The sequence below is a fragment of the Saccharopolyspora soli genome (genome assembly GCF_022678645.1).
GTDB lineage: Bacteria > Actinomycetota > Actinomycetes > Mycobacteriales > Pseudonocardiaceae > Saccharopolyspora > Saccharopolyspora soli.
Genome location: NZ_JALBWV010000074.1, coordinates 19,262 through 39,956 on the forward strand (window position 1 = coordinate 19,262; position 20,695 = coordinate 39,956).

Annotated in this window: 20 protein-coding genes; 3 read left to right on the forward strand and 17 right to left on the reverse strand. The window is 70.6% G+C overall.

What is annotated here, in order from left to right; all coding sequences use genetic code 11:
* Positions 1–15 precede the first annotated feature (15 nt).
* Together MOQ72_RS37025 and MOQ72_RS37030 are read right to left on the reverse strand one after the other, a co-directional pair.
* A complete protein-coding gene (locus tag MOQ72_RS37025) occupies positions 16–1,635 on the reverse strand; it encodes an amidohydrolase (RefSeq protein ID WP_242190576.1) in 1,620 nt (539 codons plus the stop codon).
* A gap of 164 nt (positions 1,636–1,799) precedes the next feature.
* A complete protein-coding gene (locus MOQ72_RS37030; RefSeq protein WP_242190578.1) occupies positions 1,800–2,342 on the reverse strand; it encodes an FxsA family protein in 543 nt (180 codons plus the stop codon).
* Positions 2,343–2,463: 121 nt separating this feature from the next.
* Here MOQ72_RS37030 and MOQ72_RS37035 point away from each other — a divergent pair, with 121 nt between their 5' ends.
* Positions 2,464–3,543, forward strand: a complete 1,080-nt coding sequence (locus tag MOQ72_RS37035) for a GDSL-type esterase/lipase family protein (RefSeq protein ID WP_242190580.1) — start codon at positions 2,464–2,466, stop codon at positions 3,541–3,543.
* 428 nt (positions 3,544–3,971) lie between these two features.
* On the opposite strand, the gene MOQ72_RS37040 is transcribed toward MOQ72_RS37035, so the two are convergent.
* The 9 genes from MOQ72_RS37040 to MOQ72_RS37080 all read right to left on the reverse strand — a co-directional run bounded on the left by MOQ72_RS37040 (position 3,972) and on the right by MOQ72_RS37080 (position 11,461).
* The gene (locus MOQ72_RS37040) at positions 3,972–4,412 is read right to left on the reverse strand and encodes an Lrp/AsnC family transcriptional regulator (protein ID WP_242190596.1); all 441 of its coding nucleotides are present in this window, start codon (positions 4,410–4,412) and stop codon (positions 3,972–3,974) included.
* A 26-nt stretch (positions 4,413–4,438) separates the two neighbouring features.
* The gene (locus MOQ72_RS37045) at positions 4,439–5,581 is read right to left on the reverse strand and encodes a M24 family metallopeptidase (protein ID WP_242190582.1); all 1,143 of its coding nucleotides are present in this window, start codon (positions 5,579–5,581) and stop codon (positions 4,439–4,441) included.
* 10 nt (positions 5,582–5,591) lie between these two features.
* Entirely contained in the window at positions 5,592–6,818 is a 1,227-nt protein-coding gene (locus MOQ72_RS37050) for an MFS transporter (protein WP_242190583.1), read from the reverse strand.
* The gene (locus tag MOQ72_RS37055) at positions 6,815–7,363 is read right to left on the reverse strand and encodes an ArsR/SmtB family transcription factor (RefSeq protein ID WP_242190584.1); all 549 of its coding nucleotides are present in this window, start codon (positions 7,361–7,363) and stop codon (positions 6,815–6,817) included. The genes MOQ72_RS37050 and MOQ72_RS37055 overlap by 4 nt, the downstream gene beginning before the upstream one ends.
* Positions 7,364–7,427: 64 nt before the next feature.
* Positions 7,428–7,709, reverse strand: a complete 282-nt coding sequence (locus MOQ72_RS37060; RefSeq protein ID WP_242190585.1) for an HPr family phosphocarrier protein — start codon at positions 7,707–7,709, stop codon at positions 7,428–7,430.
* 149 nt (positions 7,710–7,858) lie between these two features.
* On the reverse strand, positions 7,859–9,313 hold the full coding sequence (locus MOQ72_RS37065; RefSeq protein WP_242190586.1) for a PTS fructose transporter subunit IIC: 1,455 nt from the start codon (positions 9,311–9,313) through the stop codon (positions 7,859–7,861).
* Positions 9,310–9,762 (reverse strand): PTS sugar transporter subunit IIA, encoded by a 453-nt coding sequence (locus MOQ72_RS37070; RefSeq protein WP_242190587.1) that lies wholly within the window; start codon positions 9,760–9,762, stop codon positions 9,310–9,312. The genes MOQ72_RS37065 and MOQ72_RS37070 overlap by 4 nt, the downstream gene beginning before the upstream one ends.
* Entirely contained in the window at positions 9,759–10,703 is a 945-nt protein-coding gene (gene pfkB / locus MOQ72_RS37075) for a 1-phosphofructokinase (protein WP_242190588.1), read from the reverse strand. Before pfkB ends, MOQ72_RS37070 begins: the two co-directional genes overlap by 4 nt.
* On the reverse strand, positions 10,700–11,461 hold the full coding sequence (locus MOQ72_RS37080; RefSeq protein WP_242190589.1) for a DeoR/GlpR family DNA-binding transcription regulator: 762 nt from the start codon (positions 11,459–11,461) through the stop codon (positions 10,700–10,702). The genes pfkB and MOQ72_RS37080 overlap by 4 nt, the downstream gene beginning before the upstream one ends.
* A gap of 197 nt (positions 11,462–11,658) precedes the next feature.
* Here MOQ72_RS37080 and MOQ72_RS37085 point away from each other — a divergent pair, with 197 nt between their 5' ends.
* A complete protein-coding gene (locus tag MOQ72_RS37085; RefSeq protein WP_242190597.1) occupies positions 11,659–12,576 on the forward strand; it encodes a 5'-3' exonuclease in 918 nt (305 codons plus the stop codon).
* 120 nt (positions 12,577–12,696) lie between these two features.
* Here the strand turns inward: MOQ72_RS37085 and MOQ72_RS37090 are convergent, their stop codons facing one another.
* From MOQ72_RS37090 to MOQ72_RS37100, 3 genes are all read right to left on the reverse strand, one after another.
* Complete coding sequence (locus MOQ72_RS37090; protein ID WP_242190590.1) at positions 12,697–13,923, reverse strand: S8 family peptidase; 1,227 nt, start codon at positions 13,921–13,923, stop codon at positions 12,697–12,699.
* A 198-nt stretch (positions 13,924–14,121) separates the two neighbouring features.
* Positions 14,122–14,961, reverse strand: a complete 840-nt coding sequence (locus tag MOQ72_RS37095; protein WP_242190591.1) for an MBL fold metallo-hydrolase — start codon at positions 14,959–14,961, stop codon at positions 14,122–14,124.
* Entirely contained in the window at positions 14,961–15,539 is a 579-nt protein-coding gene (locus MOQ72_RS37100) for a TetR/AcrR family transcriptional regulator (protein ID WP_308198047.1), read from the reverse strand. Before MOQ72_RS37100 ends, MOQ72_RS37095 begins: the two co-directional genes overlap by 1 nt.
* A gap of 173 nt (positions 15,540–15,712) precedes the next feature.
* Between MOQ72_RS37100 and MOQ72_RS44870 the strand changes: the two genes are divergently transcribed.
* The gene (locus tag MOQ72_RS44870; RefSeq protein WP_277955252.1) at positions 15,713–15,847 is read left to right on the forward strand and encodes a hypothetical protein; all 135 of its coding nucleotides are present in this window, start codon (positions 15,713–15,715) and stop codon (positions 15,845–15,847) included.
* A gap of 7 nt (positions 15,848–15,854) precedes the next feature.
* Here MOQ72_RS44870 and MOQ72_RS37105 read toward each other — a convergent pair whose 3' ends face one another.
* From MOQ72_RS37105 to MOQ72_RS37115, 3 genes are all read right to left on the reverse strand, one after another.
* Positions 15,855–17,051: a GNAT family N-acetyltransferase gene (locus MOQ72_RS37105; protein WP_242190592.1), complete on the reverse strand. Its 1,197-nt coding sequence runs from the start codon at positions 17,049–17,051 to the stop codon at positions 15,855–15,857.
* A gap of 43 nt (positions 17,052–17,094) precedes the next feature.
* Positions 17,095–17,601, reverse strand: coding sequence for a DUF4333 domain-containing protein (locus MOQ72_RS37110; RefSeq protein ID WP_242190593.1), 507 nt, complete (start codon positions 17,599–17,601; stop codon positions 17,095–17,097).
* 164 nt (positions 17,602–17,765) lie between these two features.
* Positions 17,766–20,537 (reverse strand): DEAD/DEAH box helicase, encoded by a 2,772-nt coding sequence (locus MOQ72_RS37115; RefSeq protein ID WP_242190594.1) that lies wholly within the window; start codon positions 20,535–20,537, stop codon positions 17,766–17,768.
* Positions 20,538–20,695: the final 158 nt, after the last annotated feature.

The following is a 20,695-nucleotide window of genomic DNA, read 5'->3' on the forward strand; positions in this document are numbered from 1 at the left end:
GGTGAAGTCGCGGTGTTAGACGATTTCGTCGTCGTCGTGGGAGCGGGTGTAGAGGGTCTGGCCCCGCAGGACGGTGCGCAGGCAGCGCGGTAGCGGGGCTTGCGGGGAGAGGTCCGGCAGGCCCGGCACCCCCGCTCGCGGATCGGTGGACCACCGCTGCACCCGCGAATCCGGTGCTGCCACGACGAGTTCTCCGGCGTCCCACACCGCGTAGGTCGCGGGCGCACCGGGCACGAGCGTGCCCGTGACACCGTCGTCGACGCCCGCCGCTCGCCAGCCGCCGCGCGTGTGCGCGGTGAACGCGGCGCGCGGCGAGACCCCGAAACCACTGGTGCGGTGGTGGACGGCGGCTTGCACCGCGCGCCACGGCTCGACCGGTGTCACCGGTGCGTCCGAACCGAACGCGAGCAGCACGCCATTGGCGGCCAGCGTCGAGAACGGGTTGAGCTGGGTGCCGCGTTGGACGCCGAGGCGGCGCGCGTACATGTCCTCGGAGCCGCCCCAGGCCGCGTCGAACGACGGCTGCACGGACGCCACCGCGCCGAACTTGCCGAGTTCGGCAGCTTGCTGCTCGTCGACCATCTCCAGGTGTTCGAGCCGGTGGCGCATGCTCGCCAGATCCGGCACCCCGACGATCTCGGCCGCCTTGCGGAAACCATCGCAGACCTCGGCCACTCCGGCGTCGCCGATCACGTGGAACCCGGCCTGCAGTCCGGCCCGCGTGCACTCCACCAAGTGCTCGGCCACCGCGTGCGCGTCGAGGTAGAGCACACCCGATGTCGCCCGGTCATCCGTGTAGGGCTCGCGCAGCGCCGCGGTGCGCGAGCCGACCGCACCGTCGACGAAGAGGTCGCCAGCCAGGCCGCGGGCACCGAGCTCACGAGCCCGCCGCACCGCACCGAGCTCGCCCCAGTAGCCGATGACCTCCGGCACCCCGCCCTGCGCCGAAAGCGCGAGCAGGTCGGCCAGATCGTCGGCACCGGAGATGTCCGGTCCCGCGCATTCGTGCACGCACGCCACACCCCGCGAAGCGGCGTGCCGCAGGAAGGCCAGTTGCGCTTCATTCCGCTGCCCGGCGCCGAGGGATTCCCGCGCGGCACGGCGCACGTGGTGGTGCGCCACTCGGGTCAGCGGGCCGTCCGCGCTCCAGCCCTCCGCGTCACGGGCCAGCGGCGTGCGATCCACCAGGGCCGTGGACACCAATGCGGAATGCACGTCGATCCGGGAGAGGTACACCGCAGCGCCCGCAGCGGCGCGGTCGATCTCATCGCGGGTCGGGGGCCGTCGTTCCGGCCACCACGTCTCGTCCCATCCGTGGCCCCACACCAGCGCGCCCGGGTATTCCGCCACGTGGTCCCGCAGCGCGTGCAGGAACTCCGTCAGCGACGCGCAACCGGTCAGATCGAGGCCGTTGAGCAGCAAGCCGGTCGAGGTCGCGTGCACGTGCGCGTCGACGAAGGCAGGCGCCACGAACGCGCCTTCGAGGTCGACGACCTCGGCATCGGGATGCAGCGCACGGCCGACCTCGTCGCCGCCGAGCCACGCGATGGTGCCATCGGTGACGGCCATCGCGGTGGCGCCCGCGTCGGCGGGCGAATGAATTCGTCCGCCGAGCAACAACGTGGTCTCGGACATGTCCTTCGTGTTCCCTGTTCCGGGTTTCCAACTGCGCAGGTCGACGGCGGCCGAGGAGGGCGGCGCACGACTCCACGAGCGAACCCGGCCGCGATCGTTCTGGCGAGCTTACCGGTCGCCTGCGCGAGGGTGACGCCACGCCGACCCGAGGACTCGCGCGGCCGCTACTCCGGCCGTTCTGCCTGCGCAGACCGCTGCGGTGGGAGCTGTTCCGGACCGCCCCGCGAGGGGGGCTCGTCGTCGTCGGTGGCCGATACGACCTCGCCGTCGATGACGTCGCTGTCGGGGGCTGCCGAGCCCTGCTCGCGGCGGGTCCGCTGGGCGTGCAGCCACATCTGGTCCTGCATCTCCTTCGACCGCCGCTGCGCCGCGCGCAGCATCCGGTTGCGCAGCATCGCGCGGGTCGGCGGGAACAGGCACAACAGCCCGCAGACGTCGCTGATGAAGCCGGGCAGGATGATCAGGATGCCTCCGGCGGCGATCAGCACGCCGTCGGTGAGCTCGCGTTCGGGTGGTCGCCGCTGGCGGGCGGCCTCGCGGAATTCGAGCAGCGCTCGGCGGCCCTCCCGACGCAGCAGCCAGGTTCCCAGCGCGGCGGCGACCAGCAGCAGGCCGATGGTGGGCAGCACGCCGATCAGCTGGCCGAGCGCGACCAGCACGGCGATTTCGACCACACCGGCGACGAGGAGCAGAACGAGGATCGGCACGGCGCGGAGACCTCCTGTCAATGGCAGTCACCTGGTCCAACGAACCAGGCCCGGCAAATGCTCCCGGCGGTCGTCGAGGTCATGAACGTCGGCGGGCGCGGGCCTCATAGACTTCCACGTGATGCGGGCGCACAAGTCGAAATCACTAATCCTCCTGCTGGTCGGCAGCGTGCTGGCGCTCGCGCTGTTGATCAGCGACCAGTACTTGCCGGGATTGCCGTTGCAACCCAAGCAGCTCCCGGCAGCGGTGGTGACGGTCGGCGACAGCACGCTGTCCGGTGAAGGCGGCGGCAACTACGAGGCCGGGACCAACGGCGAGCTGGACAACTGGTGCCACCGGTCCCCCGCCGCAGCGGTCAACCAGCTGCGGCTGCCGCCTGGTGTGACCCGCATCAACCTGGCCTGTTCCGGCGCGAAGACCGACGTGGTCGGCGCCGATCCGGCTCCAGGCCACTCCGAAGGTTCGCAGGCGGAGCAGCTGGCCGCGCTGGCGCACCGCTTCCGCATCACCGACGTCGTCGTGCAGATCGGCGCGAACGACGATCCGGGTTTCACCGATGTCGTCAACCAGTGCGTGGAGGCATGGGTGCGGCAGGCGGTGGACGGTTGCGCGGGGCCGCTGCGCACCGCGTGGCCGCAGCGGCTGGACCGGATGAAGCCGAAGGTGCTCGCGGCGCTGCGGGACATCCGGACGGCCATGGACAGCGCGGGCTACACCCCGAGCAGCTACGCGCTGATCGTGCAGTCCTACGCCTCGCCGGTCGGCCCCGGCGTCCGGCCCGAACTGCAGGACCTCTCCGGCTGCCCGTTCCTCTCCGGCGACCTGGAGTGGATCCGGGACACGGGTGTGCCGCAGCTGTCGGCCGCGCTGCGAGATGTCGCGCGGCAGGCCGATGCGCGATTCCTGGACTTGTCCCGCGCGGGCACCGGCCACGAGGCGTGCACCGGGAATCCGAAAACGGCCGAGGGCGAGTGGTTCACCAGGCTGACGGTCGACTGGGCGAGCCTCAAGGACGAGCGGCGAGCGCCGCACGCGATGCAGGAGTCCTTCCACGCCAACGCCGCTGGCCACGCCCAGCTGGGCCGCTGCCTGAGCGAGTTCGTGGCCAGCGCCGAGCCGGGGGCGGTGTGCCTGGTCGACGAACGCGGCAACCTACGCGCGGTACCCGAACACATCGCCGCCCTCCAAGCCCACCCCTGACCAAGAACCCCGAGGCCATCGCGAGGACAGCCCGGACGTGGTGAATCGAACCGGGGACCGGCGAAGACGAGGTGGCGACCGAAGCCCCACCCCCTGCACCAACACGCCTCTATAGGGTCGTGAGTGGCAATGGTCGCCACGACGACCACAACCACTCACGACGCGGCAGCGGCTCAGGCAAGCGGCGAAGCCGCTTCCAGCGGTAAACCGCCGCCGCGAAAAGCAGCTGAACCCCTGCTGAGCCGCCGCAAGCGCCGCAGGCGCTTAGCCCACCTATGCAACTTGCACCGCCGCGGGTTCTCAGAGGCATTCTCGCGAGGACAGCCCCGACGCCGCGTGGACATACGTAAGTCGGGGATCCCGGAGTCGAGAATGCCTCTGAGGTTCCGCTACTCGCACCGCCACGCAAAACGAGCCGCGCACCCTCTCTAGATCGACGGTGGGCGGTTTTCGAAGGGGGTGGACAGCACCACGGTGGTGCGGGTCGACACCTTCGCCGCTTCGCGGATCTGGCGCAGCAGTTCCTCCAAACCAAGTGGTGAGGCGACCCGCACCTGCAGGATGTAGGACTCGTCGCCCGCCACCGAGTAGCACGACTCGATCTGCGGCAGGTGCTCCAGCCGCTGCGGGTAGTCGTCCGGGGCGGCCGGATCGATCGGGGTCAGCGAGATGAACGCGGTCAGCGGCAGGCCGATCTGGTCACCGTCCACTTTGGCCGCATAACCCTGCAGCGCGCCGCGCTGCTCCAGCCGCCGAACTCGTTGGTGCACCGCGGAAACGCTCAGCCCGACGCGCTCCGCCAGGTCGGTGAAGCTGCACCGGCCATCGCGGGCCAGTTCGCGCAGAATCGCTCGATCGGTGGCCTCCAGCGTGGCCGGGGATCCGGACTTGTCGTTCACGCTGGCAGCACCACCAGCTCGTGCGGCTGGTCGTTGACGGGCAGCACGCCGTCTTCGGTGACGATGACGATGTCCTCGATCCGAGCACCCCAACGCCCCGGCTGGTAGATGCCCGGCTCGACGCTGAAGGCCATGCCGGGCTCCAGCACCAGCTGGCTCCCACCGACGATGTAGGGCTCTTCGTGCACGTCCAGCCCGATGCCGTGCCCGGTGCGGTGCACGAAGAACTCGCCGAATCCGGCTGCGGCGATCGGCTCGCGCGCAGCAGCGTCGATCGACTCGGCGGTCGCGCCCGGTCGCACCGCCTCGACAGCGGCGCGCTGGGCGGCTTGCAGCACTGCGTAGGTCTCGCGGACGTCCGACTGGGCGGGCTCGCCGACGGCGTAGGTGCGGGTGCAGTCGGAGTTGTAGCCCTCCGGGAGCGGGCCGCCGATGTCGATCACCACCACGTCGCCGCGCTCGATGACCCGGTCCGACAGCGCGTGGTGCGGGCTGGCCCCGTTGGGCCCCGACCCGACGATGACGAAGGCCGCTTCGGAGTGGCCCTCTTCGAGGATCGCGGCGCTGATGTCGGCGCCGACCTCGGCCTCGGTCCGGCCCGGCTTGAGGAACTCGGCCATCCGGGCGTGCACCCGGTCGATGGCCGCCCCGGCGCGGCGCAGCGCCTCGACCTCGGCGGCGTCCTTGCGCATCCGCAGCTCCCGCAGCACGTCTCCGGCCAGCACCTGCTCGGCGTCGGGCAGCGCGGAGCGCAGCGGGATCGTGTGCAGCGCGGGCATCACATCGGCGACGGCGACTCGGGTTGGCGCACTACCGCGCCTGGCGAGGTCGGCCACCACGGCGTGCGGGTCCTGCCCGTCCACCCAGGTCACGACGTCGATGCCGAGCTCGGCCAGCGGAACGTCGGCGAAGCCGGGCTCCTCCAGCTTCGGCACCACCAGCGCGGGCCGACCACCGGTCGGCAGCACCAGGCAGGTCAGCCGTTCGTGCGACTCCTTGGCGGCGCCGAGGAGGTAGCGCAGATCGGAGCCAGGCGAGATCAACAACGCATCGAGATCAGCCGCTGCGGCGGTTTCGGCGGCCCGAGCCAAGCGGGCCGCAAGCACGGATGGATCCTGCTCAATCGAGACGGTGGCCATGGCCCACAGCCTAATCCCGCAACAAGCCCCCAACCCGCGCACGGTCCAGGCCACCCCACACCGGGAACGCCACCAACCAAGCCGCCACCAGCAGGTAGACCGCGGCAACGGCCCACAAGGCGGTGCGCAACCCGACGCCGTCCACCAACACCCCACCCACCAGAGCACCGACCGGGCCACCGGCGAAGGCGGCCGCACTGGTCAGCCCGAAAACCCGGCCGCGCATAACGGGTTCGACGCGCTCGTAGGCGACCACCGCCAGGGCCGGGTTGATAGCTCCGCTGGCCAACCCCGCAACCCCGACCGCGACCAGCACCGCGGGCAAACCGGGTTCTAGCGCCAAGACCGCGTATCGCGGCGGGCCCGAGATCGCGATGGCGGTGGCGAGCACGAGCCGCCGGGGCAACCGAGGGCCGAGCAACGTGTAGCCGAGATTCCCCAGCAGCGCGGCACCGCCCATAACGCCCGTGATCGCGCCGAGGGCAACCGGGCTGCCTAGCACCTCGGCGGCGTAGACGGGGTGGAAGACACTGATCGCGGCCAGATCCAGGGTGTTGATCAACAAGACCATCACCACGGTCAGCACCAGCAAACGGTCCGAGAGCAGCGCGCGAGCGCCGTCCCGAAGATCGTCGAGATAACCGGTGCGCGGCCGCGAGACCCGAGCACCGGGCACGCCAACCGCGACCAGACCGGCGGCGAGCGCGAAAACCATTGCGGTCCAAGCCAGAACGATAGGTTCGGCAACGATTGCCAGGGCGGCGCCGCCCAGTGGCGCACCGATCATCCGCGCTGCGCGGGTAACCGCGTCGATGCCCGCTGAACCGCGCTCCAACGGCATTCCGGCGACCGCGATCAACTCCGGAACCACAGCTCGGCGTGCAGTCTCCCCAGGCGCCCTGCTGGCCCCGAGCAGGACGGCGAGCACGAACAACTGCCACATCGCCAGCCCGGATGTCGCGTGCAGCAACGGAATCGCGGCCACCACGGCAGCCGCCGCGAGATCGGAACCCACGGCAGCGCGGCGTGCGCCCAAGCGATCCACCAGCGGACCGCCCATCGCCGCCAACGCGACCAGCCCGGCCAACTCCGCCGCCGCGACCGCGCCCACCAGCGTCGCGCTCCCGGTGAGCGCCAGGACGAACCACGGGATCACGAGCAACGCCACCGTGGTCGCCAACACCGATACACCGGTGGACAGCCACAGCAGGACGATCGGCGCCCGGCGCCTCGTCACGGGCGCGATCGGGGAAAGGCTTGGAACTGGAAGCTGACCTGCTCGTCACCGTCCTCGGCAGGTCGGCGAAACTCGTCGAGCAGACCGTGGATTCGCCGGGTCAGCTCCGAAAGCTCTTCCGGCGTCAGCGAAAGCAGCGTGTCCGACAACGAGGACGCCTTGATCCAAGCCCTTGACCACTGCTGCCGCTCGGCCAGGAACGCCGCGCTGTCGTGGTAGTGCGTCGTGACGACCTCGTGCAGGTACACCTCCAGCGCGCCGCGCGATTCGGCGTGCTGGCCGAGTTCGTCGGTGTCCAGCACCGTGTGTTCGTGCACCGCTCGCCACCAGCGCTCCCGCCGGTTGCCCCGCTCGGTGTCCTCTTCGACGAAGCCGTGCTCGGCGAGCTGTCTGAGATGCCAACTGGTGGTCCCGCTGCGCTCCCCCACCCGCTCGGCCAACTGGGTGGCCGTGGCTGGCCCGTCGGTGCGAAGCATCCCCAACAACCGCACCCGCAGCGGATGCGCCAGCCCACGCAGGCTCTTCGCGTCGAGCACCCGATCCATGCCGGGAGCATAGAACCACCAAGAACTCTCTGCCAAGACTCATTGGTGGTTGTCTTCGGTCCGGTCAGGAGGGGGCTGGGTCCTTGTCCGGGTCGTGTTCGAGGACGGTGGCGAGTTCGTCCAGGGCTGCTTCGCTGGAACTGGTCAGCTCGACTTCTTCGCCGTGCTTGGCGCCCAGCGCCATCAGGCCGAGGGTGCTGCGGGCATCGACCGGTGGCCCGGCTGCACCGTCGACGATCTTGGCGATGGTGACTAGCTCGGATTGCGCGGCTGCGGCCTGGGCGAGCAGCGCGGCGGGACGGGCGTGCAGCCCGACCGAAGCGGCGATGCGGACACGACGTTGCATTGCAGGTCCTTTCACAGTTCCGCCTCTCCGCGATTCACGGCGGAGGTGGCGTCCAGCACGAATCTCCCGTTTCGCGGTTTCTCGTGGCTGGCTTGCGTCACGGTCCCCTGAGATGCGGTTGAGGAAGGCCGAGGTTGACACAGGGCTACTCATGCTGCGACCGGTTCGGGTGCGAGTTCCGGCGCGCTGCGGCGGCCGAGTTGTTTGGCGAACAGCACCACCGCCGCGCTCACCGCGACCCCGACGGCGATGGCGAGCAGGTATGGCAGCGGGTTCCCCACCAGCGGCAGGACGAAGATCCCGCCGTGCGGTGCGCGCAGCGTGGCACCGAAGGCCATCGACAGCGCCCCGGTCGTCGCCGAGCCGACCACAATGGACGGAATCACCCGCAGCGGATCGCCCGCCGCGAACGGGATCGCGCCTTCGGTGATGAACGACGCGCCGAGCAGCCAGGCGGTCCGGCCGCTGGCCCGCTCGGCCGGGGTGAACAGTTTGCCGCGCAGCGCGGCGGCCAGCGCGAGCGCCAGCGGCGGGACCATCCCGGCGGCCATCACCGCGGCCATGATCTCCAGCGATGCCGTGGTGCCGGTGCTCAGCCCGCCGACCGCGAAGGTGTAGGCGACCTTGTTGATCGGCCCGCCCATGTCGAAGGCGATCATCGCGCCGAGCAGCGCGCCCAGCAGCGCCGCGTTCGCCCCGGACAGGCCGGTGAGCCAGCCGGTCAGCCCGGTCATGGCCAGCGCGATGGGTTTGCCGATCACCACGAACATCAGCACGCCGACCACCAGCGAGCCCAGCAGCGGCAAGACCACCACCGGCATGACTCCGGCGACCCCGCGCGGCACCTTGATCCGCTTCAGCCCGGCGATCACCGCACCGGCCAGCAGACCGGCGATGAGACCGCCCAGGAAGCCCGCGCCGACCGTCACCGCCACCGCCCCGCCGACGAAACCGGGTGCGATCGCGGGCCGGTCGGCGATGGCGAAGGCGATGAACCCGGCCAGCACCGGGACGAGGAATTCGAAGGCGAGCGAGCCGATCTGGTTCGCCAGGGCCGCCCAGCTGATCAGGCTCGCGGCGTCGAACTGCTCGGTGACCGGTGGCGCGTCGGTGATCTGGTAACCGCCGAGCGCGAAGCTCAACGCGATCAGCAGGCCACCGGCGGCCACGAACGGGATCATGTAGCTCACGCCGGTCATCAACCACTGCCGCAGCCGGGTGCCGAAACCGGCGCCCGCTACGACCTTGCTGGCCAGTTCCGGTTCCTCGGCAGCGGGTTCCGCCGCCCCGGCCGGTCGCTGCGCGGCGGCGACCTTGGCGCGCTCCAGCAGACCGGCCGCGTCGTTGATGGCCTGCTTGACGGTGACTTCCACGACCGGTTTGCCCGCGAACCGGTCCCGGTCGCGCACCCCGACGTCGGCGGCGAGGATCACCGCGTCGGCCGCCCGGATGTCCGCTGTGGACAGTGGTGTCGAACCGGCCGAACCCTGGGTTTCGACCTGCATGTCGTCCCCGGCGGCCTTGGCGGCCTGCTCCAGCGCCTCGGCGGCCATGTAGGTGTGCGCGATGCCGGTGGGGCAGGCGGTGACGGCGACGTACTTCACGGCGTGACCTCCTCGCGCACGTACTTGGCGAGCTGCGCCGCGTCGGTGGCTTCCAGCAGGGTCTGCTTGAACTCGGCGCGCACCAGCCGCCGGGCCAGCGCGGCCAGCACCGTGAGGTGGTCCTCGTCGCCGCCTTCCGGTGCGGCGATGAGGAAGATGAGCTTCGCCGGGCCGTCCGCGGCGCCGAAGTCGACACCGCTGGCGCTGCGGCCGAAGGCCAGCGACGGCGCGGTCACCGCCGCCGAGCGGCAGTGCGGGATGCCGATGCCGCCTTCCAGACCGGTCGGCATCTGCTGTTCGCGGGCTTCGACGTCGGCCAGGAACCGGTCGAGGTCGGTGACCCGCCCGGCGGCCACCAGCCGCTCGGCCAGGTCGCGCAGCACCGCCTGCCGGTCGGTGCCGACCAGGTCCAGTTCGACCAGGTCCTGGGTGATCAGTTCGGTTGTCATGCCGCCACTCCGCTGAGGCTCACTGATTTGTCCACTGCGTCCACCCGCACCCGCTGCGCGTGGACCTCGTCCGGTCCGGGCATCCGGCTGCCAGCCAACCCGACCGCCGCCGTCCCGTACGCGACGGCGGTGCGCAGCGCGGTGGGACCGGTGCTACCCGCCCGCAAGAATCCGGCGAGCATCGCGTCCCCGGCGCCGACGGTGCTGCGCAGCTCGGTCGCGGTGCTCGTGGCATGCCAGGTGCCGGTCTCGGCGACCAGCACCGCACCCAACTGCCCGAGGCTCACCAGCACGGTCGCCACGCCGCCAACCCGCAGCTGGTGCGCGACGTCCAGCACCTCGCCGAGGTCGCGCAGCGGCCCGCCAGCCAGCTCCGAGAGTTCGGCGAGGTTCGGCTTGACCAGGTCGGGCGCTGCCCGGCAGGCCAGTGCCAGCGGCACGCCCGAGGTGTCGACGCCGACCCGCGCCCCGCAACGCCGGGCGGCGACGACGAGCCGCGCGTGCAGGTCGTCCGGGCATCCGGCGGGCAGGCTGCCGCAGGTCACCACCCAGTCCGCCCGAGCGGCGAGTTCGGCGGCGGTGCGCTCCAGCGCCGCGACCTCGGGCGCGCTGAGTTCTGGTCCGGGTTCGTTGAACTTGCTGGTGGTGCCGTCGTTTTCCACCACCGCGAGGTTGCTGCGGGTCGGGGCGTGCACCGGCACCTCCACCACCGGTACCGCCTCGGCTGCCAGCAGTTCCGCGAGCTGCGTCCCTTCCGCACCGCCGGACGGCAGCACTGCCAGCGTCGGCACCTCCGCCGCAGCCAGCGCGCGGGCGACGTTCACGCCCTTGCCGCCCGGGTCCAGGCGCACCCGGACGGTGCGGTGCACCGCACCGGGCACCAGCCGGTCCACCTGCACGGTGCGGTCCAGGCTCGGGTTTGGCGTAACGGTCACGATCACGCCAGCACCACTTCCACTTCAACCTGCTTGAGCTCGTCCAGCGCTGCCTCGTCGAGCCCCTCGTCGGTGACCACGATGTCGATCTCGGACAGCTCGGCGAACCGGCTGAACTGGTCGTCGCCGTACTTGCTGTGGTCGGCGAGCAGCACCCGCTTGCGGCAGGCCGTGACCATCGCCGCCTTCACCGCGGACTCCGCCGGATCCGGGGTGGTGCAGCCGCGGGCGGCCGAGAAGCCGTTGGTGCCGAAGAACCCGACGTCGATGGTGAGGCCGCGCAGCACGTCGAGCGCCCAGGACTCCACCGACGCCAGCGTGGTGCTGCGGATCCGCCCACCGAGCAGGTGCAAGCTGTAGTTGTTCCGGGTGGCGAGCTGGTTGGCGACCGGCAGCGAGTTGGTGACGACGGTCAGCTCGCGGTCAGCGGGCAGCAGGCCCGCCAGCCGCGCGGTCGTGGTGCCCGCGTCCAGCAGCACGGTGCCGCGGCTGGGCACCCGGTCGAGCGCGGCTCGGGCGATGCGTTCCTTCTCGGCCGCGTTGGTCTGGTCCCGCAGCGGGACACCGGGTTCGAAGTCGAGCCGTTCCACCGGGATCGCGCCGCCGTACACGCGCCGCACCAGTCCCTGGCGTTCGAGCGCGGCGAGATCGCGGCGGATGGTCTCGGGCGCCACTTCGAACTCGGCCGCCGCCGCAGTGACGTCGATGCGCCCGTCGCGCCGCGCCCGCTGCGCCAGCAACTGCTGCCGCTCCGCCCCGTACATGCCCGTTGTCCTCCGATTGATGCCTGTTGTTGCCTGATTGTGCCCCTTGTTGCCTCATTGTCAAGACCTGCGAAAACTCGCTGTTTCGCTCGTGAGTGGCTGGCCGGGCTGGAACCCGGCTAGGCACTCACGAGCCGCACCTGCCACGCATCCGCCGAGTCCGCGTGACAAGCTGGCGCACTGTGACTGGTCCTCTGATGCTCGTGGATTCGGCCGGGTTGTGGTTCCGCTCGTACTACGCGCTGCCCGACTCGCTGACCGCCCCGGATGGCACACCGGTGAACTCGGTGCGCGGGTTCTGCGACATGCTCGCGAAGCTGATCGCCGACCGCCGCCCGTCCCGGCTGGTGGCCTGCCTGGACAACGACTGGCGCCCGCAGTTCCGGGTCGACGCGCTGCCCTCCTACAAGGCGCACCGGGTGGCCGAGGACGACCCGGCTGCCGAGGAAGTGCCCGACACGCTGTCCCCACAGATCCCGGTGATCCTCGAAGTGCTCGACGCGGCGGGCGTGGCCACCGCCGAAGCCGAGGGCTTCGAGGCCGACGACGTCATCGGCGCGCTGGCCGATCGGGAGGATCGGGACCCGGTGGAGGTCGTCACCGGCGACCGCGACCTGTTCCAGCTGGTGCGCGCCGAACCGACGCCGGTTCGGGTGATCTACATCGGCGCCGGACTGGCGAAGGCGCAGGACTACGGCCCGGCCGAACTCGCCGAGAAGTACGCCCTGACGGCCGACCGGGCCGGAGACGACTACGCGGACATGGCTGTGCTGCGCGGAGATCCGTCGGACGGGCTGCCCGGTGTGGCGGGCATCGGCGAGAAGACGGCGGCGAAGCTGATCAACCAGTTCGGCTCGCTGGAAGTGCTCCTGGCAGCCGCCGAAGGCGGCGATCCCCGCCTGACCCCACGGGTCCGGGCCAAACTCGCCGAAGCGGCGGACTACCTCGCAGCAGCACCATCGGTGGTCCGAGTCGCCCGCGACGCCCCAGTGGTCCTAGACCGCCCCGACCCACTCCAGAAGTCCACTGTAGACACCAACCGCCTAGCCGAACTCCAAACCACCTGGGGCCTGAGCGCCAGCATCAACCGCCTGATAGCGGCCCTCACCACCTGATCGTTGAACAGGTGAGGGGCACCCGTGACCCAGTTACTTGGTCACGGGTGCCCCTCACCCCTCACCCGAAATGGGGTCGTGAGTGCGAAACCCGGTTGGAGCCGGTTTTCGCGCTCACGACTAGAAGTCGGCGACGTTCAGGAGGCTTTCCTGGGTTTGGTCGCCGTCCTGGGATGGCCAGGCCCAGTCGGCCGTGCCCGCCAGTTGGAGGGCCTGCTTCACCTGCTCCGGCGAAGCTTGCGGGTGGGTCGACTTGTACAGCGCCGCCGCACCGGCCACGTGCGGACTGGCCATCGAGGTGCCCGAGATCGTGTTGTAGCCGCCGTTCATCCACGTCGAGTAGATGCACGTACCCGGCGCGATGATGTCCACGTCGGCACCGAAGTTGGAGAAGTCGGCGAAGGTGTCGTCCTCGTCCTCCCGGCAGGTCGCGGCCGCGCCACCACCGGGTTGGCCGTTGAAGTCGGCCAGCGCGCTGACCGTGATCACCTCGTCGTAGGCGGCCGGGACCGAATCCTTGGCGTCCGCCCCGTCGTTCCCGGCGGCCACCACGAACGTCACTCCGGCCGCCACCGCCCGGCAGATGGCCTGGTGCTCGATGTCGCCCTCGGTCTCGCCGCAGTTGCCGTCGTCGACCCCGGCGCCCCCGAGGCTCATGTTGGCGACCTCGATCTCGTCGGCGTGGGCGGCGACGTAGTCGATCCCGCACACCACGTCCGCCGTGGAACCCGAGCCCGCGTCGTTGAGCACCTTCACCGGCCAGATCCGCGCGCCCGGCGCGACGCCGACCACGCCGTTGCCGTCGTCCAGCGCGCCGATGGTGCCCGCTACGTGCGTGCCGTGCCCATTGCGGTCATCCGGGTTCAGGCCCAGCAGCGAGCAGTTCTCCGCGCCCTCCCGGTAGACGTTGAGATCTGGGTGGTCGAGATCGACTCCGGTGTCGATCACCGCGACGTCCACGTCGGTGCGCTCGTCGACGCCGTCGATGTTGGCCGTGCCGCTGAGGTCGGCGTCCGCGCGATCCACCCCGGTTGGCGTGGTCTGCGCGGTGGTGCGGTACACCCGGTCCGGCTGGACCCAGGCGACCGCCGGGTCTCGGGCGATCCGGTTCTTGGTCGCTTCGGTCATGGCGGCCGAATAGCCGCGCAACGCCGAACTGTAGATGTGCCCCACCGCAACACCGAGTTCACTCGTGTGCAATCGGGCCAGCAGGTTCGAATCGGTCCCGTCCTTGAGGACGACGATGTAGCGACCGACCGCACCGCTGCCGAGCTCGGCCTGGGCTGGCGACGCGCTCGCGCCCACCAACGCGAACACGGCGATCGCGATTCCAACGCTTCTTCTCATCGGACCTCCAGGTGAGCCGTTGTTGGACGACTCCAACCGGCGTGGGCCACCCACCGCCGGGGTCCGACGTAGTAAAAGCAGCGCGACGATCAAAGGGAAGGCACCGGGACGAAGGTCGCACCGAATGGCCGCGCCACCGCGCGGGATTTACCCCGAAGGGACCATTGGCACTGGAACCATTCGGCGCAGCAGCAATTCTCAAGCGTCCACTGTGTACTCCGATGCCTGGTAGCGGGCCAACTCCACCGGGTCGTGCGCGCAGAACACCTCGATCTGGTCCCGGTGCGCGGTGACGAGATCGTGCAGCCGCGCCTGGTTGCGCCGCCGCAACGTACCGTCGACCTGCACGAGGTTCTGGAACAGACGCAGCCCCGGCGAGCAGTGCGCGCGGTCCGCCATCTCGCTGTGGAAGAAGTACGCGTCACCGGCGTGCAACAACCAACGACCATCCACCTGCCGCACCGCCACACCGGTATGCCCGCGCGTGTGTCCGGGCAGCGGGACGAGCAGGATCTCCGGCGGCATGCCGGGCAGGTCGCGCACCGCCTCGAACCCGAACCAGCGCTCCCCACCGGCACTGCCGTGGATGTTCCACTGTGGACCGTGCTGCCACTGGTGGCCGAGGTACCGCGCCCGCTCCGGGCTGTCCAGCATCGCCTGGTACTCCACGTCGTGCACGTGGACCTGCGCCTGCGGGAAGTCCGGCAGGCCGCCCGCGTGGTCGCGGTCCAGGTGGGTGAGCACGATGTGCCGCACGTCCTCGGTGCGATAGCCGAGTCGTTCGACGTGCGCCGCCGCGGTTTCCGCCACGTCCAGCACCGGGCGGGCCAGCCGCAGCCAGTTCCGCTCCAGCTGCTCGACGTGCGTGGTGGTATCCGCGACGCCCAACCCGGTGTCGACCAGCACCAAGCCCTGTTCCGACTCGATCAGCAGGCAATGGCAGACCATCCGCGCGAATCCGAGCAGACTGCCGCCGCCGTTGACCAACCTGCCTCCCATCGGACGCATGGTCCCGCAGTTGAGATGGTGAATCCGCATCAGAGTTCCTTCCGGGTCAGCATTTCGACCAACTGGTCACCTACGGTCCGCAGCGCCGTCAGGTCTCGCTGCACCTTGCAGAGCAACAGCGCACCTTCGAGCATCGACAGCGCGGTCACGGCGAGTTCGGCCGCCCGAGACTCGGGAATCCCCCAACCCGCGAACACCGTCCTCAGCCGTTCGAGCCAGGAGCTGTACGCGCATTCGCACGCCGACCGGACCTCCGGACTGTCGGCGCTCGCCTCCAGCGCGACGGTGGCCACCGGGCATCCGCTGCGGAAGTCCGATTCCTCCAGCGCCTGCCCGAAGAACGCCACGACCGCCGCGACTGCCTCGTCCGGTCCGCTCGCCTCGGCCAGCACCGCAGCCAGCAGATCGCCCACCTGACGCCCGGACGCCGCCACGGCTTCGGCGGCGAGTTGCTGCTTGCCGCCGGGGAAGTGGAAGTACAACGAGCCGCGCGGGGCGTCGGACTCCGCGAGCACCTGGTTGACCCCGGTGGCGTGGTAGCCCTGCCGCTGGAGCAGCTCCATCGCGGTGTCGAGCATCCGCTGCCTGGTCCGCGCACCTTTTCGCACGAGAATAATATGACAGTCGGTCTATATATTTTCAAGCGGCTTGATCGTGTTCCGAGCGACACCGCTAGAGTGCGCGCGTGTCCGAGCAGCGGGACGAATACACCGGTGTCGTCGAGGAATGGCGCATCGACGAAGGCTGAGGCGTCATCCGAGCCGATGGCGAACCGGGCCTGGTGTGGGCGCACTTCTCCGACATCGACGCGATGGGCTTCCGCTCGCTCACCGCCGGAGAACAGGTCGTGCTGCGCGCGGAACGGGCCGAACAGGACGGCTACTCCTGGCGTGCGACTTGGGTGCGGCGCAGCTGACGCAGCGCTAGAAACCCGTTCCGCACCACGGAGATTCAGGGGTGCTGAACAACCGGTCGGCGGCCGGAACGGCGGCCGGGTCGTGCACCGCGATACGACCGGCCGCGACCAGTGTCGATGCCGTCTGGTCGCCGAGGTACAGCGGGGCCAAGGCCGCGACGTCGAGGCTGAGCTGGGGGCGGTCGGAGCATGGGCGCACTTCGTCGGGGCCGACGCGGTAGCAGCCGTTGTTGATCGGCAGGAAAGCGTCGTGCACCTCGATCACCACCGGGTCGGCGGCGCCGAAGGCCCGTGCCCGCAGCGCTGCGGGCACGTCCACCAGCCGCAGCCACAGGTCGTCGGCGACCTCGGTGACGCGGCACTGGCGGCGGTCGGTCAGCCACCACTCCAACGGCTCGTCCAGCGGTCGTGGCTGGGCCACGACCCGATCCACCAGGTCGATGCCGAGCAGGAAGCGCCACAGCTGCGCCGTCGCGGCCGGATTCGTCGCGGTCATGTCGTAAACGCGCAACGTGGTGCCCTGGTCGTCGGTCTTCTTCGGCTCGTACAGGGCGAAACCGTCGTCCACCCCGTCACCGTCGGCGTGCACCGCGACCAGGTAACCCTTGCCCAGCACCGCCAGCCAGAACGACCACCACGCGTCGTCCCGGCCGATCCGGCCCGGCCGGGACAGCTCGCACCGCTGGTAGATCGTCGGCAGGACGGCCGCCGCCTTCGACGGCTCCACCAGCCGCACCCGGCCGCCACCCGGCACATCCGTGCGGAACTCCGCCCGCGCCCGCTGAAGCTCCACGGTCCGAGCCCTGGTTGCCACGCCGTAGCCGAACCGCTCGTAGATCACCGCTTCGGACGCCTGCAACATCGCCAGCGGCTCGCCGCGGTGCCACACGTCCCTGAGTTGCGCGCGCATCAGTGCGGTCAGCACGCCGCGACGGGTCTGGTCGGCTCGAACGCCGACGCGGGTCACCGCACCCGCTGGTAGCTTCCGGCCGCCCGGCACCGCCACCACGTTCGTCGTCGCCATCGCCGTTCCGGCGAGCTCACCGTCGACGAATGCGCCCAGCACCCGCCCCGGCTCGTACCGGCCGGTGCTGCGGTCCCAGACCTCGTCGCGCGACGGCGGCTCCAGCAGCGCGCGCAGGAAGAGCTCATACGCCTCGCGGAACTCGGATTCGACCAGCGGACGAACTTCGTGCTGGGTCACGTCCCAGATCTTCCCGGCACCCCGCAGGTCCGTCGACCGGTTTTCACTTCGGGTGGCCGACCTCGTAAACGCCCCTGTCGTTCTTGACCGTGACCGTGACGGTCCTCGGCTGCGAATTGATGCTGACCTGGCAGTCGAAGCGGTGCGCGACCTCGACCGGCTGGCCGTCCGGGCAGGTGACCTCGCCGACGCCGGTGATCCCGTAGGAGCCCTTCAGGGTCTGGGCCACGCCCTTGGCCACGCTGGTCGAGTCGAACACCGGCCGCACGAACCAGCCCGGCGCGACGAAGCCCAGCACCAGCACCAGCACCACCGCGATCACGAGCAACACACCGAAACCGCTGAGCAACCACGGCAGCACCGATCGCTTCTTCTTCGGCGGACGGTGGTACTGGCCGTAGCCGCCGCGGGGCGGGAACTGGCCGCCACCCTGCGGCGGGAGCTGCTGGCCGTAGCCGCCGCCATAGGGCTGCTGCGGTGGTCGGCGCGGCGCGAAGCCGCCTGGCTGTGGATAGCCAGGCGCGGCCGGTGGTAACCCACCCGAGTGCATCCCAGGGCCCTGGGCTTGCTGCCCCCACTGTGGGTGACCCCCTGGCGGGCCGTAGGGGGACGACATCTACACCTCCGGATGAAGTTCACTTGGCGATCGCGATGTTGCCGACGCCAGGAGATCCAACCACAACGGACCCGGCGCCCGAATCGGCCGGGCGGTCGTCACACGGCACCGGCGGCGACCACGCCGCGCCGGATCGCGGTGACCGCCTTCGCCGCCGCCGCGCCCACCGGGTCCCCCACCCCGACGACCTCGCGGATCTGGTCGAGCAGGTCGATCACCTGGCGGCACCAGCGCACGAAATCCCCGGCCGAGAGCTCGTGCCCGCTGGACTCCGCGGCGGTGAGCACCTTCTCCAACGATTCGCCGCGCGCCCAGCGGAACACCGGCCAGGCGAAACCCGCGTCGGGCTCGCGGGTGCGCTCCAGCTTGTGCCGCCGTTCGTCGTCCTCCAGCTCCGCCCACAGCCGCCAGGTCCCGACCAACGCGTCGCTGACCGGCCCAGCCGGGACCTGCGGAGCCAGCCCCTCCCGCCGCGACTCGTACACCAGCGACGACACCACGGCCGCCAGCTCCGCGGGCCCGAGCCCGCGCCACAGTTCGACGCGCAGGCATTCCGCGGCCAACAGGTCCGATTCGCTGTAGAGCCGGGACAACCGCCGCCCGTGCTGGGTGACGGTGGCCGAGCCCTCCGCCGGGAGGTAGTCCCGCTCGGTCAACAGCGCGACGATCCGATCGAAGGAGCGGGCCAGCGAGTGGGTGGTCGCCGCGACCCTGCGCCGCAGCTGCTCGTTCTCGGCGCGCAACCGCTCGTGCCGCTCGGCCCACCGGGCGTGGTTCTCCCGGTCGTCGCAGCCGTGGCACGGGTGCGCCTTCAGCGCGCGCCGCAGCGTCGCCAGCTCCTCGTCGTCGGTCGCGTCGGAGCGCCGCCGGGTGCGCCCGCCGGAAGCGGCGAGGCCGGTGTTGCGCAGCGTCGACGCCAGGTCGCGGCGGGATTTCGGCGAGCGGGTGTCGACGTGCTTCGGCAGCTTGATCTTGCCCAGCGGCTCCACCGGCGAGGTGAAGTCGGCGACCGAAAGCCGCCCCGACCAGCGGTCCTCGGTGACCACCAGCGGACGTGGCTCGCCCATCGGCTCCAGCCCCGGATCGATGACCACCGCCAGCCCCGAGCGGCGGCCCGCGGGCACCGCGATCACATCGCCCTTGCGCAGCTTCTCCAGCGACTTGGCCGCCTCCGCGCGGCGCGACTGCCGGTTCTGCTTGGCCAGGTGCTTCTCCCGCTCCGAGATGCGGCGGCGCAACTGGAAGTACTCGTCGAAGTCGCCGAGGTGGCAGTGCATCGCCTCGGTGTAGCCGGTCAACGCGTCGCTGTTGCGCTCCACCCGCCGGGACAGCCCCACCACCGAGCGGTCGGCCTGGAACTGGGCGAAGGACTGCTCCAACAGCTCCCGCGCGGCGGCCTGGCCGACGCGCTGCACCAGGTTGACCGCCATGTTGTAGCCCGGCCGGAACGACGACCGCAGCGGGTAGGTGCGGGTGGAGGCCAGCCCGGCGACCTGCTTGGGGTCGATGCCGGGCTGCCAGACGACCACCGCGTGGCCTTCGACGTCGATGCCCCGCCGCCCGGCCCGACCGGTGAGCTGCGTGTACTCGCCGGGGCTGAGGTCCACGTGCGACTCGCCGTTGAACTTCACCAGCCGCTCCAGCACCACCGTGCGGGCAGGCATGTTGATGCCCAGCGCCAGCGTCTCGGTGGCGAACACGGCCTTGACCAGGCCGCGCACGAACAACTCCTCGACGGTTTCCTTGAACGCGGGCAGCAGTCCGGCGTGGTGCGCGGCGAGCCCGCGCTCCAGCGCCTCCCGCCACTCCCAGAAGCCCAGCACCGCCAGGTCGGACTCCGGCAGGTTGGCGGTGTGGGCGTCGATCACCTCGCGGATCTCGCCGACCTCCGCCTCACTGGTCAGCCGCAAGCCCGCCCGCATGCACTGGGCGACCGCCTGGTCGCAGCCGTTGCGGCTGAAGATGAACACGATGGCCGGTAGCAGCCCCGCCGCGTCCAGCCCGGTCAGCATCTCCACCCGCGACGGCGGGTAGAACCGGGGCGGACGCGGCCCCTTGCGCTTGGCATTCGGGCCGCCGCGACGGCCGCCGTAGGGCAGGTGCACGCGGGCCAACTGTTGGGTGTGCCGCAGCAGGTTCGGGTTGATCTGCAGTTCCCGGTCCGGGGTCTCGCCGCCGAAGAGGTCGAACATCCGCGGCCCGACCAGCATGTGCTGCCACAGCGGCACGGGTCGGTGCTCGTCGACGACCACCGTGGTGTCGCCGCGCACCTCCTGCAACCACTCGCCGAACTCCTCGGCGTTGCTCACCGTCGCCGACAGGCTCGCTACCTGCACGTACTCCGGCAGGTGCAGGATCACTTCCTCCCACACCGCGCCGCGGAACCGGTCGGCTAGGTAGTGCACCTCGTCCATCACCACGTAGCCGAGCTGGTCGAGGCTGCGGGAACCCGCGTAGAGCATGTTGCGCAGCACCTCGGTGGTCATCACGACCACCTGCGCCTCGCCGTTGATCGAGGTGTCGCCGGTCAGCAGCCCGACCGCGTCGCTACCGTGCCGTTCGCACAGGTCGGAATACTTCTGGTTGGACAGCGCCTTGATGGGCGTGGTGTAGAAGCATTTGCGACCTTCCGAGAGCGCGAGGTGCACGGCGAACTCGCCGACCACGGTCTTGCCCGCGCCGGTGGGCGCGCAGACCAGCACGCCGCGACCGGCTTCGAGGGCCTGGCAGGCGGTGCGCTGGAACGGATCGAGTTCGAAGGACAGCTCACCGGCGAATTCGGCCAATTTCGGGTGGGCACTGCGGCGGGAGTGCGCCGCGTACGCCTGGGCCGGGGCGAGCTTGGTCGGGTTGGAACGGCTGGCAGCCACGTCCCAAGGTTTTCACATCCCGCCGACCGGTGTGGCAGCCGTCAATGCGCACCTCGTCACAAAGGGGTCGTGGGGGGGGGGCCCCGCGGCCCCCCCCGGGGGGGGGGACCCCCCCCCCCCCCCCCCCGCCCCCCGCCCCCCCCCCCCCCGCCCCCGCG